This is a genomic window from Streptomyces sp. NPDC051020, from assembly GCF_040683105.1.
Taxonomy (GTDB): domain Bacteria; phylum Actinomycetota; class Actinomycetes; order Streptomycetales; family Streptomycetaceae; genus Streptomyces.
In genome coordinates this window covers 1-13,992 of the sequence record NZ_JBFBCG010000083.1, presented here as the reverse complement: position 1 = coordinate 13,992, position 13,992 = coordinate 1, and the positions used below count along the sequence as shown (strand labels likewise).

General features: G+C 69.0%; 12 protein-coding genes and 1 pseudogene. 6 read left to right on the top strand and 7 right to left on the bottom strand.

Annotation, left to right across the window (positions count from 1 at the left end; all coding sequences use genetic code 11):
* Positions 1-7: 7 nt before the first annotated feature.
* Together AB0N06_RS31450 and AB0N06_RS31445 are read left to right on the top strand one after the other, a co-directional pair.
* Complete coding sequence (locus tag AB0N06_RS31450; RefSeq protein ID WP_366138102.1) at positions 8-472, top strand: integrase core domain-containing protein; 465 nt, start codon at positions 8-10, stop codon at positions 470-472.
* 34 nt (positions 473-506) lie between these two features.
* Positions 507-701, top strand: coding sequence for a hypothetical protein (locus AB0N06_RS31445; protein ID WP_366138101.1), 195 nt, complete (start codon positions 507-509; stop codon positions 699-701).
* Positions 702-1,157: 456 nt separating this feature from the next.
* Here AB0N06_RS31445 and AB0N06_RS31440 read toward each other — a convergent pair whose 3' ends face one another.
* From AB0N06_RS31440 to AB0N06_RS31415, 6 genes are all read right to left on the bottom strand, one after another.
* Positions 1,158-2,432 carry a hypothetical protein gene (locus tag AB0N06_RS31440; RefSeq protein WP_366138100.1) on the bottom strand — a complete coding sequence of 425 codons (1,275 nt, stop codon included), beginning with the start codon at positions 2,430-2,432 and terminating at the stop codon, positions 1,158-1,160.
* Positions 2,433-2,470: 38 nt separating this feature from the next.
* A complete protein-coding gene (locus tag AB0N06_RS31435) occupies positions 2,471-3,739 on the bottom strand; it encodes a HAMP domain-containing sensor histidine kinase (RefSeq protein ID WP_366138099.1) in 1,269 nt (422 codons plus the stop codon).
* A complete protein-coding gene (locus AB0N06_RS31430; protein ID WP_189952116.1) occupies positions 3,730-4,383 on the bottom strand; it encodes a response regulator transcription factor in 654 nt (217 codons plus the stop codon). Before AB0N06_RS31430 ends, AB0N06_RS31435 begins: the two co-directional genes overlap by 10 nt.
* Positions 4,384-4,684: 301 nt before the next feature.
* Positions 4,685-5,092 (bottom strand): hypothetical protein, encoded by a 408-nt coding sequence (locus tag AB0N06_RS31425; RefSeq protein WP_366138098.1) that lies wholly within the window; start codon positions 5,090-5,092, stop codon positions 4,685-4,687.
* Positions 5,089-5,736 carry a hypothetical protein gene (locus AB0N06_RS31420; RefSeq protein ID WP_366138097.1) on the bottom strand — a complete coding sequence of 216 codons (648 nt, stop codon included), beginning with the start codon at positions 5,734-5,736 and terminating at the stop codon, positions 5,089-5,091. Before AB0N06_RS31420 ends, AB0N06_RS31425 begins: the two co-directional genes overlap by 4 nt.
* 672 nt (positions 5,737-6,408) lie before the next feature.
* Entirely contained in the window at positions 6,409-6,999 is a 591-nt protein-coding gene (locus tag AB0N06_RS31415) for a hypothetical protein (protein ID WP_366138096.1), read from the bottom strand.
* 13 nt (positions 7,000-7,012) lie between these two features.
* Here AB0N06_RS31415 and AB0N06_RS31410 point away from each other — a divergent pair, with 13 nt between their 5' ends.
* From AB0N06_RS31410 to AB0N06_RS31400, 3 genes are all read left to right on the top strand, one after another.
* Positions 7,013-8,206, top strand: coding sequence for a PP2C family protein-serine/threonine phosphatase (locus AB0N06_RS31410; protein WP_366138095.1), 1,194 nt, complete (start codon positions 7,013-7,015; stop codon positions 8,204-8,206).
* 329 nt (positions 8,207-8,535) lie between these two features.
* Positions 8,536-8,859, top strand: a complete 324-nt coding sequence (locus tag AB0N06_RS31405; RefSeq protein ID WP_366138094.1) for a fic family toxin-antitoxin system, toxin component — start codon at positions 8,536-8,538, stop codon at positions 8,857-8,859.
* A gap of 58 nt (positions 8,860-8,917) precedes the next feature.
* Positions 8,918-10,009: a hypothetical protein gene (locus AB0N06_RS31400; protein WP_366138093.1), complete on the top strand. Its 1,092-nt coding sequence runs from the start codon at positions 8,918-8,920 to the stop codon at positions 10,007-10,009.
* A 98-nt stretch (positions 10,010-10,107) separates the two neighbouring features.
* Here AB0N06_RS31400 and AB0N06_RS31395 read toward each other — a convergent pair whose 3' ends face one another.
* Positions 10,108-13,296 (bottom strand): polymorphic toxin-type HINT domain-containing protein, encoded by a 3,189-nt coding sequence (locus AB0N06_RS31395; RefSeq protein WP_366138092.1) that lies wholly within the window; start codon positions 13,294-13,296, stop codon positions 10,108-10,110.
* Between the two features lie 149 nt (positions 13,297-13,445).
* Between AB0N06_RS31395 and AB0N06_RS31390 the strand changes: the two are divergent.
* Positions 13,446-13,992: pseudogene (locus tag AB0N06_RS31390) on the top strand (IS6 family transposase); the annotation flags it as partial.

Sequence of the window (13,992 nt, the reverse complement as noted above, 5' to 3'; positions counted from 1 at the left end):
GTTCGTCGTGGACACCTTCTCGCGTCGCATCGTCGGCTGGTCCGCCTCTACCAGCAAGGAGACCAGGCTCGTCCTGGACGCCCTGGAGATGGCACTGTGGCAACGCGACCGGGACGGATTCCCTTATGAGCATGGCGAGTTGATACATCACTCGGACGCGGGGTCGCAATACACATCGTTCGCGCTGGCCGAGCATCTGGACCGAGCAGGGATCGCGGCATCGATCGGCTCGGTCGGCGACGCCTACGACAACACCCCGATGGAATCGACGATCGGCCTGTTCAAAACCGAGCTGATCAAACCCGGCCGACCCTGGAAGACACTCTCCCAGGTCGAACTCGCCACCGCCGAGTGGGTCGACTGGTACTGCCACCGCCGACTCCACGGTGAGATAGGCCACGTCCCGCCCGTCGAGTACGAGACCAACCACTACATGGAATCCACAAAACCCCAGGTCACAACCGCAATCTGAGATCTCTACCGAACCCGGGGCGGTTCACTTCGAATTGACCGCCGTGACGCTGCCGTGGCTGAATCCCAAGGAGCCCGACCGCGCACGCGAGGGCCGGCGCAAGGTGACCGACCCGCTGCTCGTCCACACCCGGCTACGCGGCGCAATCAACCGCACGACCTGGAACATCAAGGCGTGGACGCCCGCGCTCGCCGGCGCGGTCGTCATCCCGCCGCTGCCCAAGAAATAGCCTGGCGAGGAGTCGTCGCGGGTCTGGGAACCTAGTGCAGGCACGGCTTCCACGTCCTACGCCATACGTACGCCTCAGTGATGCTCGAAGCCGGCGCTGCTACATCCGCGAGGCCGTTGAGGTGCCAGCCATCCTGGCCCGCCCGGCGGCCCTTGGTGGTGCGTCGGCGCAGGCAGACCTGCAGGACCCGGGTCTGAGTGGTCACCCACGCCTGCTTCTGGCATCCGCCGCCACCGCGACTGACCAGCCCAGGCGACAGCGGGGCGGTCGAAGCCATTGACGCCAGCTTCGACCGCCCCACGGGAGCCTGCGGATATAACCGGGCTGCCACAGGCGGCCCCGGCCGCTTGCGCTGTCCGCGGCTCGCCGGCGTGTGCCGAGGCGGCGCGGTTCTCTGCGCAGCCCGGCACACTGAGCCCGTCGGCCGGGCGGGCCGGCCGGGCGCTGTGTGGTCTGTCAGCCCATGTCCGTCAGGAGGGCGTTCAGTTCCTTCTCCTGCTGCGCAGGCGACATCGGCGGGTTCGAGTGATCGATACCGAAGGTCTTGAGCACCTTGTCCATCTGAGCGTCGATGGAGGTCCAGCCGGTGTTGTCCAGCGGCTGCAACGACGCCTGGTCGGCGTCCCACAGGTCACGCAGCGACTGGGCGGCCGCGTGCGCGCCCTTCGCGTTCCCCGAGCGTGCGTCCTTGAGCGAGGTCGAGGCGAGGGTCCGCAGCGCGGAGACCTTGGCAGGCGGGAACTTCTTCACCGCCACGCCCGGAGCCATCTGGACGGCGGAGGTGTTGTCGGCCTCCGGCGCCGGGCCGACATGCGGCTGGCCGTGGGCCCAGACCAGCAGGCCCGTGGTCGCGACGGCGAGCAGTCCGAAGCCGGCCAGCGCGACGCGCTCCTTGCGCGGGTCGCCGGTGACGTGCGCGGCGTGGGCCGCCTCGTAGGTCTCGGTCACGTCCGAGCGCGTCACCGTCAGGTAGACCACCGTCGCCAGGATCAGGCCGAGGAAGATCAGGCTGGTGGTGAACGTGCCCAGCGCGAGGCCGGTCGGGTCGCCCGGGTTCTGCGCGACCTTCGGGGAGGCGAGCCAGTCGCCGATGTTGGCGCCCAGCGGGCGGGTCAGGATGTAGGCGAGCCAGAAGGACAGCACCGGGTTCGCGCCGAACTTCCACAGCAGCGTGATCGCCGCGATGAGGCCGAGCGGCAGCAGTACTGAGGCGCCCGGGCTCCAGCCGGTGAGCTCGAGGGTCCAGTCGCCGGTCGCGGTGCCGAGTGCGAAGGTGACGAGAACGGCGAGCCAGTAGAACGACTCACGCGGCAGCGTCGTGACCGAGTGGATCGAGAGGGTGCGCTCGCGCAGCCACCACACGCCGAAGACCACGGCGAGCAGGACCGAGAACACGGCGGAGCTGATCCACAGCGGCACGTTGAGCTGGTCGGTGAGGATGTCGGTGTACAGCGTGCCCGTGACACTGACAACGACCACGGTCAGCCAGTAGGGGAACGGGACGTACCGCTTCAGCCGCAACTGGATGGCCAGGACCACCACGAACACCGCGGTGAAGATCCAGGCCGTGTTCACCAGGCCGACGCCCAGCTTCATGTTGATCCAGTCGGCGAAGCTCTCACCCACGGTGGTGCACAGGATCTTGATCACCCAGAACCAGATGGTGACCTCGGGGACCTTGTTGAGCATGAGGTGCCCGCTGCGCGTGCGTGCTTCCGTTGTTGTTGTCATGCAGGAAGGTTTACGGGGGGAACCTGCAAGCAACCTGACTACGTGGCCGCACGCGCGGCCGGGAGTGTCACCTCGACGTGACCGCGGCAGTCCGCGATCGCGCGGACCTCCACACCGGCCGAGGCGGCGATGCGCCGGACCACCGGCAGCCCCAGCCCGTACCCGTCGCCGCCGGTCACACCCGCTTCGAAGACCCGGTCGACGTCCGCGGGATCGAATCCGGGGCCGTCGTCCAGGACATCGACCACGATGGCCTCGCCCTGGTTGCGCGCGGTGATCCACACACGCGACCGCGCATGCCGCAGGCCGTTCTCCAGCAGGGGCGACAGCAGCGACACGGCGACGTCGGGCGCCACGGCGACCTCGGCCTTCGCGGGAATGGCGACCTCGACCGCCCGGCCGCCGATCGCCTGCCGCGCGGCGGAGCGCAGATCGCACCGGGCCTCGTCGTCGGTCCGTGCGCGCGCGGCGCGCAGAATCGTCGTGATCGCCGTATCGAGGCGGTCGACCTCGCTCAGCACCGCCTCCGGCGGCACCGGCTCGCCGGACAGCTGGGCCAGTTGCGCCTCGGCCCGCAGGACCGTGAGCGGGGTCCGCAGTTCGTGGGCGATTTCATCGGTGAGCTGGCGCTCGTCCGCCAGCGCGTTGTCGACGCGCTCCAGGAGGTGGTCGAGGGTCTGTCCCAGTTCCCCGAACTCGTCGCGTGGGACTCCGAGGTTGAAGCGGCGCCCGGGTTCGTGATGGCCCCAGTCGTCGGCGAGGGCGGCCATCTCGTGCACGACCCGCAGCGCGCGGTGCACCACGAGGTGCGCGACGCCGCCGGCGAGGAGGATCGTGAGGCCACCCAGTATCAGCGACAAGGTGAGGCTGCGCTGCTCGGATGTCTCGTAGGGGGTGAGGTCTACCTGGACGATCACCATGACGTGGTGGCCGTCGATCGGGACCTGCCGCGCGTACAGAAGGTAGTTGCCGGCGGACGCGGTCTGCGATCGCCCCGAGTCCGCCAGCTCCTCGACGCGATCGACCACGCTTGCCGGTACGTTCCCGTCGATCAGGCGGCCGTCGGCATACACCCAGGCGACCTCGTCCAGTGCCTCGCTGCTGTTCTCCGTCAGTACGACACGGCCGCCCTTGGCGGTGACGTTCGCCGCGACCGCCTCGGCGCGGGTACGTGCCAGATCGTGCGCGTCGGCGTCCGTCACCCGGCTCAGCAGCACGTGCGAGACCACGACCAGTACCGCGACCACGGCGGTGGCGATCAGCACAGTGAGCGCGACGACCCTGCTGCGGAATCCCGTCACTGCCATCGGTAGCCCACCCCGCGGACGGTCACCAGACGCTCTGCCACGCCCAGCGGACCGAGCTTGGTCCGCAGCCGGCGCACGAAGGAGTCGAGGGTGTTGTCGCTGACCTGCGCTCCGTGCGGCCAGCCAGCGGCGATGAGGGCGTGGCGGCGTACCGCGTCGCCCTGCGAGGCGATCAGGCGGCCCAGCAGCCGGAACTCGGTCGGGGTCAGGCTCTCGCTCACCGAGCCGTAGGTCACCACGTGCTTCGCCGGATCAAGGACGACCTCGCGCGGTGCGGGCGCCACGGTGGCCCGGCGCAGGAGGGCTCGGACCCGGACCAGCAGTTCCGGGATGTCGAAGGGTTTGGTCATGTAGTCGTCGGCGCCGGCCTCGAAGCCGCCCACCTTGTGATGCAGGCCGTCCAACGCGGTGAGCATCAGCACCGGCACGTCGACACCGCGAGCCCGAAGGGCCAGGCAGACGTCGCGGCCGTCGGCGTCCGGGAGCCCGAGATCCAGGACGACCAGATGGGGCGCCGGTGCGAGCTGCCGCAGCAGGCTGTCGGCCGTGGCGGCGACCGAGACGGTGTGGCCGTCGTACTCCAGGGCGCGCTTGAGGACGCCACGGACCGCCGCGTCGTCTTCGCACACCATGATGAAAGCCACGTGCTGACCCTAGATACTCCCGTCCCATTTCTCCATCTGCCCTGATCAGCCGCCTGACGGTCGTGAGGGGCGCTGGCGCCGCACGCCCGTGCCCTGCCAAGCCGCGACGGTCCGGCGCGACCGGCCGAGCCGCAGCAGCGGAGGTTCGCGGGGGACCACCATCGGTCGCATGGATCCTGTGCAGGAGTACTCGACATCATCGCGCCATCCCTCGCCCCCTGGCGACCCGAGCCGGCCGTCCGCGAGTTCATCCACCGGGCCCGCAAAGAGCTCGGCATCGCCGCGTGACGGCGGGCTCTCTTTAGTCGTCCGACGGGCGGAGCGGGATGACGTTGCCGAGGGCAGGTTGGTCCTGGCTGTCGGGTCGCCGGAGGATGAGCACGGCTGCCGCGAGGGCCATCTGCTCCGCTCGATGCCGGGACTCGGCCTCGGCGGCCCGGGAGTCCTTAAGAGCTTCCTTCAGGCGGACAACCTCTTTGCGAAGCCGCCTTTCGACTTCCGGCGTCTGGTGCGTTTCCGAACGCACCCGCGCGTAGAACTCCTCCTTGAGGTCGGCGTGGCGCTTGTCCAGAGCCATGCGGTGAACACCGGCCTCTGCGGCGAGCGCGACGACCGTGAGGCTGCCGTTGGAGCAGGTGGGCTGGCCGGCCAAGAGGCGGTCCATGGCCGTGCGGATGCGGGAGCGTTCGTCCTCGTGCTGCTGGTTCATGCGATGGCCTCCTCGGCGTACTGGGCGGCGGAGTCGTGGGCGTCGGCGAGAGCGCGGAAGCGATTGGCGGTCCTGCGAAACCGGTCGCCCAGGGGCTGGGGCACGAAGGCTGCCTTCGCATCGAGCCGATCAGCGTGCTCTCGTGCCGCCTGCGCATGGCTGTCGGTGCGGACCGCGTTGCCGCAGCCGAGCTGGCAGGCGAACTGGTTGGGTGCTGTCGCCCCGGGATCCGGATCGCAAAGGGCCGTGTCGCGCTTGAAGGCGCAGATCAGGAACGCGTCCGGGTTGTCGAAGAGGACTAGGCCATCGCGCGCGAGGAACTTGGCGGCGGCCTTCGGGGTGGTCAGGGCGCCTTCGAAGCCGGGGATCGAGGTTGCTCCGATGAGAGCCCGCCGAGCGGCGGGACCGGAGATCTTCTCGCCGGCCGCAGTGGCGTCGCGCAGCCGCGCCGCGGTCTGCGCGGCGGCGAGCGCGGTCTCGACGTCGAGCTCCCCGTGGAACCCTCGACGGGCGCGGCTGCCGTAGCCGGTGGAGGTGCGGGCGTCCAGGGCGATGCGCATGTGTCCGTACTGGATGGCGAGGGCGACCAGGCCGCCGGGGCGGCGGGCGATGTGCCAGGCCAGCGTTCTGCGCAGACGACTCAATCCAAGGTTGCCGTGCGGGTCCGCCGGCACCATCTGGGCGGGGAGGCCCTTGGGCGGTGGCCTCCTGGTTGATCCACGACACGAGATCCTCGACGCGGCGGTCCAGGGTGCCCCGCTTCAGCGCACCGTGGTGCTTGCGCTGGGAGACGACATCGTGGTGGGTGGAGTTGAACAAGAGCTCGCCCTTGGGGACGATGCGTTCCAGGACACGGATGGCGTTCACGACCGGGGTGATCGCGACCCAGGGAACTGCGCGCTCCTCACCAGCGGAGATGTGGTGGCCGTCGGAGTCGCGGACGTTCTTGTAGTGGTGGGACCGGATCAGATGGCGCGGCATGGAGCCGTCGGGATTCGGTTGCGGGTCCGGACAGCAGCCGGATCGCAGCGACCGGGCCTCCTGGGGGCGCATCCCGGTCAGATACAAGATCACGATTGCGGCGGCCGTGGCCAGGTGCCGCACCAGGATCGGTGTCTCCTCGTAGTCCATGCACTCGCGCCAGGGGCGCCCCTCGATCCGGCCCGTCACCGGCACCTGCATCGGGCTGGGGCCGGGCCGCCGGGCGGCGATCTCCCGGAGCCCGTGCCGAGAAGCGAAATGGCGGACTTGGTTCCAGCTGGCCCCCGTGACCGCGGCGACGTAGTGGTGAGCCAGGGTGATGCCGTGCTTTCGGCTCACCGTGGCGGGCAGGAGATCCCCGGAGTTGATCGGCTTCTGCAGACATTCTTTGACGGCGGCCAGGCCCTCCCGGGTGCTCGGGGTGGCCTTTGCGCGGGCGTGCATGCGGCGGCGCTCGGCCCAGGCGGCCAAAAGAAGTCCTCGACCAGGCGGATCGACCAGGTCAGCAAGGGACCGATCACGGTCGGGTCCAGCGGCTCGGTCTTGTTCTCCCCGCCTGCCTCTCCCGTGTCGGCTGGCAGGTATCCGTCGATACCCGCGTCCTCCCAGGGAGGACGCGTAACGCCGCAGGGGCTGATGGACAGCTGGTCGAAAGCCCACAGGTCCGAGAGCCAGCGCAGAACCGTCTGGGCATGATCGCGCGTACAGCCGCTGGTGCACTTGGCGGCGTACGCCTTCCAATGCTCCATGGTGCAGTCGCTGAACTGGGACACGCCTTGCCGGTCGAGCCAGCGCGCGAGCTTCAGCCACTGCAGGATGTTGTCGCGCATGCTGAGCTCGGGCATCGCCGCCTGCTGATGCGCGAAGGCGTCGTACGCCCGGCCCCGGCCCCGTGCGGGGAGGTGCTCGGTTTCCCGGCGGATCATGCACATTGGATACATGCACGTTGGGCAGCACGTCGCCCGTGTACGGCAGCTGTGGCAGTCGCGCCATGCGCTGGTAGCGATTCCCCTTGTACTGATCGCGGCGATCACCGTAGCGGACATCCGCACCCCAGAAACCATCCACCTCGGCCCGCTGCTCGTCGTAGCGCCCGCCATCACCACCGCATTCGCCGGCTACCGGCTGACAGCACTGATCGGGGCACTGGCCGTGGGAGGCCAGAGCCTCATCGCCGTATTCCAAAGCGGCTTCAATGAAGACCACATCGCGCAGCTCATCGGGCTCACGATCTTGTCGATCTTCGCCGTGGTCGTATGCTTCGTGCGCGACCGGCGCACCGAGGAACTGGCCCAGGTCCGGTCCGTCGCCGAAGCCGCGCAGCGGGCCCTGCTGCGCCCGCTGCCCGACCGGCTCGGCCCCTTGCACATCGCCTCCTCATACCTGGCCGCCGAGAAAGAGGCCTGCATCGGCGGTGACCTGTACGCCGTGGCGCGCACCGGCAGCCGAACCCGCGTGATCATCGGCGACGTCCGGGGCAAGGGGCTGGCCGCGATCGAGGAGGCGGTCACGCTGCTCGGCGCATTCCAGGAAGCCGCCCACCAGCACGCCACCCTGCCCGCACTCGCCGACGCCCTGAACCGCAGCGTCTTCCGCCACCTCACCCAATTCCCGGAGACGGACGAGGAGGCCCAGGAACACTTCATCACCGCGCTACTGGTGGAGATCCCCGACCACAGCCCCGTGGCGCGGCTGACCCTCTGCGGGCACCCGCCGCCCCTGCTACTCAGACGCGGCCAGGTGACCAGCCTCGCCAGCCCCCACCCCGCGCCCCCGCTGGGTATGGTCGAGCTGGGACCGGACATCCACACCGTGCGCACCTTCTCCTTCCAGGCCGGCGACACCCTCCTCCTCTACACCGACGGCGTGCTGGAGGCCCGCGACAGCAACCGGGCCTTTTACCCGCTGGAACAGCGGGCCGCCCTGTGGACCAAGGCCAGCCCCAAGACACTCGTGCAGCACGTCCAACAGGACGTCCTCGCCCACGCCAACGGGGCGCTCGGCGACGACGCCGCCCTCCTCGCCCTCCAGCGCACAACCGCGCCGCACACCAGACTCCACATCAGCGATCCGGCGGACGACGACGGCCTCCACGGACGAGCCCACGAAGGGCCTGAGCAGGTCAAACGCTAGGTCAGAGCCTGGTCGCGCGCGCGTCGTTGTAGGCGCTGCACTGGGTGGTGGGCAGCCAGCGAGCAGGTGGTGGGCAGCCAGCGAGCAGCGCTCGCGGGAAGGGCTGGGAAGCCCTTGGCCGGGTCGGGCGGGATGCTCTCGGCAGCTTCGCGGGCGGCGTGGTAGCCGTATTGCCAGCGGATGTTCCATGGCGGGTTCCACCAGGGGTCGATGCCATCGAGTGCTTTGATGTGGTCTAGGGGAGGCGGCTGTCGGAAGCGCGTTTTCGTTTGTCGGCGAGCCAGGAGCCCAGCGGGTAGTCGTTCCTGCGGGTCGCCGAGGCCGCCGGGATGAACGACCCGGCCCCCGACGACTACGGCGTCCCCGTCTCGGCGGTCGCCCGCCACCGGGCCGAACTGTTCGAGCAGCCCGTCTACGACGGCCCCTACGCCAAGGCCGCCGCCCTGATGCACACCCTGGGCCGCTGCCGCTGGCTGGAGCGCTCCAACCTGGCCGTCGCCGCCGCCACCGGCGTGATGTACCTCGAGGCCGCCGGGATCACCGTCAAACCGGCCCGCGAGGACGCCCTCGCCCTCAGGGACCTGCTCCTGGACCCGGCCTGCACCGCCGGGAAGATCGCCACCCTGCTACGCGGCTGGCCCACCGCCACCTGACGTGGCTCTCCCCGCGGCGGCACGCTACCTGCCCCTCGGGTGTGGAAGCATGCCATCCATGTCCACCGATCCCATAGACGCGGCCGCTGTGGCACACACGGCCCGCCTCGTTGCCACGGTCCTCGCCCCCCTCGGCGCCGTGGACGCCGACGCTCCGCGCATTCAGTACGGGCCGGGCCACCGGCTGCTCGTCCAGCGCGGGGACGACGAACTTGCCTTGGTCGGGCTCGGCCCGACAGGTCAGGAGCACGGCGCCGAGTTCCGCTTCCCCGCCCCCTGGCCTCGGCCCTTCGGCGATGTCACAGTCTCTCCCACGGGCGACCTCGCCGTGTTCAGCGGCGTGCACGCCGTACGGGCCGTGGACCGGACAGGCAAGGTTCACTGGGAGCTCCCGCACGGGTGCTGGTCCGCCGCCAAGTGCACGGCGGCCCATGCCTCGTTCGAGGAGTACGCGGACGACCCGCGGCATCGGCGCGCAGGCCGCGGTTCCGCCGCGTTCAGCCCGGACGGCAAGCTGGTGTGGGCCCATGTGCGGCACGCACAGGACTGGCCGCACGAGGAGTGGCTGGTCCTTGACGCGGCCGACGGGTCGGTGCTCGGCCGGACCAGGACCTCGACCGTGGGTTCGGCGTCCGCCCACTTCCCGCATCCCGACGGCTCGTACATGGGACTGACCGTCGGTGAGGGGCATGATGACTCCCCTTCCCTGTGGGGGCATTGGGACGGTACCGACCTGGGCTTCGAACGCATCGAAGGGGTACTGCTGCAGGACGTCAGCCCGTCCGGTGGGCACTTCCTGTGCACGGATCCCGGCCAGTGGGCGCTGTATCTGCACGAGTCCCCCGGCGCGCAGGAGGCCGGACGCCTCAACGCCAGGGATGTGGTGCCACCCGCGCCGGGTGAGGACATGGCGCGCTGGGATTACGAGGGCGCCTACCCCTACGAGGACGGCGCCGTCGTCAGCACCGATGGGCACACCGCCGAGCCCCGTCACTGGCTCGTGGACCCGGGCACACTCGCCCTGCGCGGGCGGATCGTCTACTCCCTGCCGGTCCCGGGCAGCCCATTGCCGGCCGGCCCCGGTCTGTGGGCCACCCTCGCCGAGGACCGCACGGCCGTGCACCTGTGGAGTCTGACCGACGCGGGCTGAGCGCGTCCCGCGACGCGAACGCCCGGCCGGGGAAGCTCCCCGGCCGGGCGTCCTTCTTGCGTGTCCGGCGGCGCCACTGGAGGTGGCGCCGGTGTCTCCTAGCGCCTCAAGCGCCAGAACGTCCGGAAGTCGGTCTTGTCGGACGCTCCGCCGAACACCTCACCGTCGAGCTTCATCTTGCTCTGCTCGACGAGTGGTGCGCAGATGTCGGAGCACACGTTCTTCGACGTGCCGCCGTACAGCACCTCGTAGTCCGGGTTCTCCTCGAGCCACCTGAACACCGATTCCTCGGCGTGCTCGTAGGCGGGATTGCCCTTCTTGGTCACACGTCCCGGCACCAGGTTGCCGGGCACGAACGACTGGCCGTTGGAGAGCTCCAGAAGGTCGCCCTTCTGACCGGAGCTCATGCCCACCTTCTCGACGATGTCCTTGGTGCCCTTCTTCCGGACCCCGATGACCGCGACGGTCACCATGGACTCCTTGAAGAAGTGGAGCTGACCGGCGAGTTCCTGGGCGCGCTGCTGCGCCCTGACCGCCTCGTCCTTGTAGCCACAGTTGTGGACCAGGACCGCGGCGGTACCCGACCCCACGTAGTACGTGTGGACGCCCTCGACCGACAGGTTGTAGACCCTGGCCGAGCGGTGGGCGGTGTCGACCGCACTGATCTGGACCCAGGTACCGGCCGAGGTCTGCAGCCACATACCGGACTTGAGGTCCTTGGCCGGGACCCACGTGCCGAAGTCCGGCAGCCAGTACAGGTGCGCGGCCGTCGAGGTCAGCTTGAGCGCCTTGCCCTTGCCGCCGGAGTCGACGGTCAGGGTGACGAGGTCCTTGGCGCCCTCGTGATCACGCGTCTCGGTGACCTCCCGGGCCCGGGTGTCCCCGGTCTCCGGGTCGGTGGCCACGACCAGGTCGCCGACCTCCAGCTTCTCGATGGCCCGGGTGGTGCCGTCCGCGAGGACGACCTGGGTGCCCGGCAGGAAGCTGTTCACCTTGCAGGCGGGTGCCTGCGGACTGTCCGGCGACTTCGTCGTCGGGGCGTCCACGCCGTCCGCCTTGCGGACGTCGCTCGCGGCGTTCGCCGCGTCACCGGCCTTGTCCACCGCCTTGCGCGCGTCGTTGGCGGAGTCCACCGCCTCGACACCCTTCTCGACGTAGCGGCCAGCCTTGACGGCGGTGGCCCCGTACCCCGCGAGCGGGATCGCCGAGGTCAACGACAGTGCGGCGTCGACATAGTTGCCCTCGGCCGCGTACCAGATGCCGTTGGCGACGTCGGCGACCTCACCGACGACGGGGACCAGGCCGACCACGTCGAGCGTGGCATGGCCGATGTCCGAGAGCGACAGACCGAACAGGTGCCCGTCGAGCTCGACGAAGCTGATCGGGTTGCCGCCGGCGAACGCGTACCGGTTGCCGGTGAACGGGTCGGTGGCCAGGGACATGTCGGCCAGGGCGCCGCTGTACGAGTCCCGGGTGAGGAAGCGGTTCAGCCCCGGGTCGTAGTTGCGGAAGCCCATGTCGTACGTGCCCGAGGCACCGTCCCAGCGCGAGGAGTTGAAGCGGAACGAGTTGTAGTCGCTCTTGCCCGCGGTGCCGCTGCCCGGCTTGTCCGCACCGGTCATCTGGGACGAGTCGTCCGAACCGTAGGCCGTGTAGCCGTACGTGGAACGGGTCTTGCCGTCCTTCTTCGTGATCGCCTCGACGTCGCCGCGCGGACTCGTGACGTACTGCGAGACCTCCTTGCTGCCGTCGTCCTTGTGCTTGATCTGCGTGGCGCGCTGACCACCGGCTATGTACTGGTAGTCCTTGTCCGCCTTGCCGTCGACCGTCTCGCGCAGGAGCGTCTTGTCCATGGCGAGGTAGGTGAACGCCGTGGTCTTGCCCTGGTCGCCCGAGGTGGTCTGGGAGACCGTCCGGTCGAACGGGTCGTAGACGTACGGGGTGGTCACCGCGGTGGCGCCCACGCCCTGCCGGACCTTCGCCTCACGGTCGAAGCCGTCGTAGTAGTGCTTCTCGACGGTCTGACCGCCGGTGCTGACGGTGTCGAGCCGGCCCAGCGGGTCGTAGTTGTAGGTGGACGTGACCCCGCCCGAACTCGCCGACAACAGGCGGCTGCGGTCGTAGCGCTGGGTCGTGGTGACGGCGTCCACCGTCTGCTCGATGATGTTGCTGTTGCGGTCGTAGCGGTAGGACTCGGTGGACGCGTCGTCGCCGCTCTTGGTGACCTTGGTGATGCGGTCCTGCGGGTCGTAGTCGAAGGTGTACGTGTTGTTGATGTAGGCCGAGTTGTCATCGGCGTTCATCAGCTTCAGGACGTCCTTGGAGCGGTGCCCGTTGGGCGAGTACTCCAGGTCGTGCTGCGCCACCACGGTGCCGCCCGAGGTCTTCTCGAGCGACTGCTCCACCGACCCGTCGGGGTAGTAGCGCATATCGAGCGTGTTGCCGTTGGGCTTGGTCTGCTTCAGGAGCTGGCCGCGTCCGGTGTAGGTCATCGTGGTGATCTGCTGATCGCCCGCGGTGGGCGAATCGGCGTTGGTCACCTTCTTGACCATGTCGCGCTCGTCGTACTCGATCTTCGTCCAGGTCAGATCGTGCGTGGACGTGACGGGGTTGCCGTTTTCGTCGTAGGTCAGGGCGGTGGTGTTCTTCACGGTGCCGCCCGCGGACTCCTCCACCTTGGTGATGTGGTTGAGGCCGTCGTACGAGATCTTGTACGTGTCGATCTTCGCGCCCGGCGAGAGGTCACGGACCTCGGTCATGTTGCCGTTCGCGTTGTAGCTGTAGGTGAAGTCCTTCTTCTCGTTGTCCGTTTCACCGGAGTTCGAGCGGACCAGCTTCACCGCATCCGCGAGCACCGTGCCATTGGCGGCGTCGGTCAGCGTGACCTTCTGCGGACCGTCCTCCACGAACGCGTAGGACCCGAGTGAGACCCACGCGCCGGTGTTCGCGGTCTGGTCGACGGTCCTTGTGGTGCTGCCGCCGTCGTGGTCGACCTTGAACTTGGCGTCCGAGGCGGCACCCGTCAGCTTCGGGTAGCGGACGAACACCTCGTAGGTGCCGTTCTGCGGGATGTTCAACTGCCAGGACAGCGACGAGGTGCCGGTACCCGCGGGGTGCGAGTACGTGTCGTAGCCGTACTGCTGCTCGGCCTGCGTCCGCGACCAGTTGCCCTGGGTCGCGGTGTTGTTGAAGTCCGAGCTGTCCACCAGGACGACCTGGCTGCCGACCGGCACACCGTCGTCCGAGCGGGCCTTCTTGTTGCCCGACGGGTAGTAGTCCCAGGTCATGGTGCGCTGCTGGGAGCCGCCCGCCGAGGTCAGCGTGTTCTTCGTCTGCTGGCCGAGCTTGTTGTACTCGTAGGCCGTGGTGAGGCACTGTCACGTTGACTGACCGGGTGGGATGATCTTCTGGTGGGTCATGCTGGGAGGAGTTGTCCGTGGGTAGTACGCCGCCGTCGTACAAGGGGCACCGGTACCCGGTGGAGATCATCTCCCACTGCGTGTGGCTGTACTTCCGCTTCCCGCTGTCGTTCCGCGAGGTCGAGGAGCTGATGCTCGAGCGCGGCGTGCTCGTCTCCCACGAGACGGTCCGCCGCTGGTGTGCCAAGTTCGGGCAGGCCTACGCCGGCGCGCTGCGCCGCCGCCGGCCCCGGCCCGGGGACAAATGGCATCTGGACGAGGTCTTCCTCAAGATCAACGGAGAGCAGAAGTACCTGTGGCGGGCCGTCAACGCCGACGGCACCGTCCTGGACATCCTCGTACAGAACCGGCGGGACACCGCTGCGGCCAGGCGGTTCTTCCGCAGGCTGCTAAAGAAGACCCGGGCGGTGCCCCGGGTGGTCGTCACCGACAAGCTGCGCTCCTACGGCGCGGCCCACCGCGAGGTCATGCCCACCGCGAGGTCATGCCCTCCGTCGAGCACCGTGCCCACAAAGGCCTCAACAACCGGGCCGAGAACAGCCATCAGCCCACCCGGCAACGCGA

Coding starts and splice junctions, on each gene's coding strand:
- AB0N06_RS31440 (WP_366138100.1), bottom strand. CDS start 2,432: ATGACAACAACAACGGAAGCACGCACGCGCAGCGGGCACCTCATGCTC.
- AB0N06_RS31435 (WP_366138099.1), bottom strand. CDS start 3,739: ATGGCAGTGACGGGATTCCGCAGCAGGGTCGTCGCGCTCACTGTGCTG.
- AB0N06_RS31425 (WP_366138098.1), bottom strand. CDS start 5,092: ATGAACCAGCAGCACGAGGACGAACGCTCCCGCATCCGCACGGCCATG.
- AB0N06_RS31415 (WP_366138096.1), bottom strand. CDS start 6,999: ATGATCCGCCGGGAAACCGAGCACCTCCCCGCACGGGGCCGGGGCCGG.
- AB0N06_RS31410 (WP_366138095.1), top strand. CDS start 7,013: ATGCACGTTGGGCAGCACGTCGCCCGTGTACGGCAGCTGTGGCAGTCG.
- AB0N06_RS31405 (WP_366138094.1), top strand. CDS start 8,536: ATGAACGACCCGGCCCCCGACGACTACGGCGTCCCCGTCTCGGCGGTC.
- AB0N06_RS31400 (WP_366138093.1), top strand. CDS start 8,918: ATGTCCACCGATCCCATAGACGCGGCCGCTGTGGCACACACGGCCCGC.
- AB0N06_RS31395 (WP_366138092.1), bottom strand. CDS start 13,296: ATGACCTGGGACTACTACCCGTCGGGCAACAAGAAGGCCCGCTCGGAC.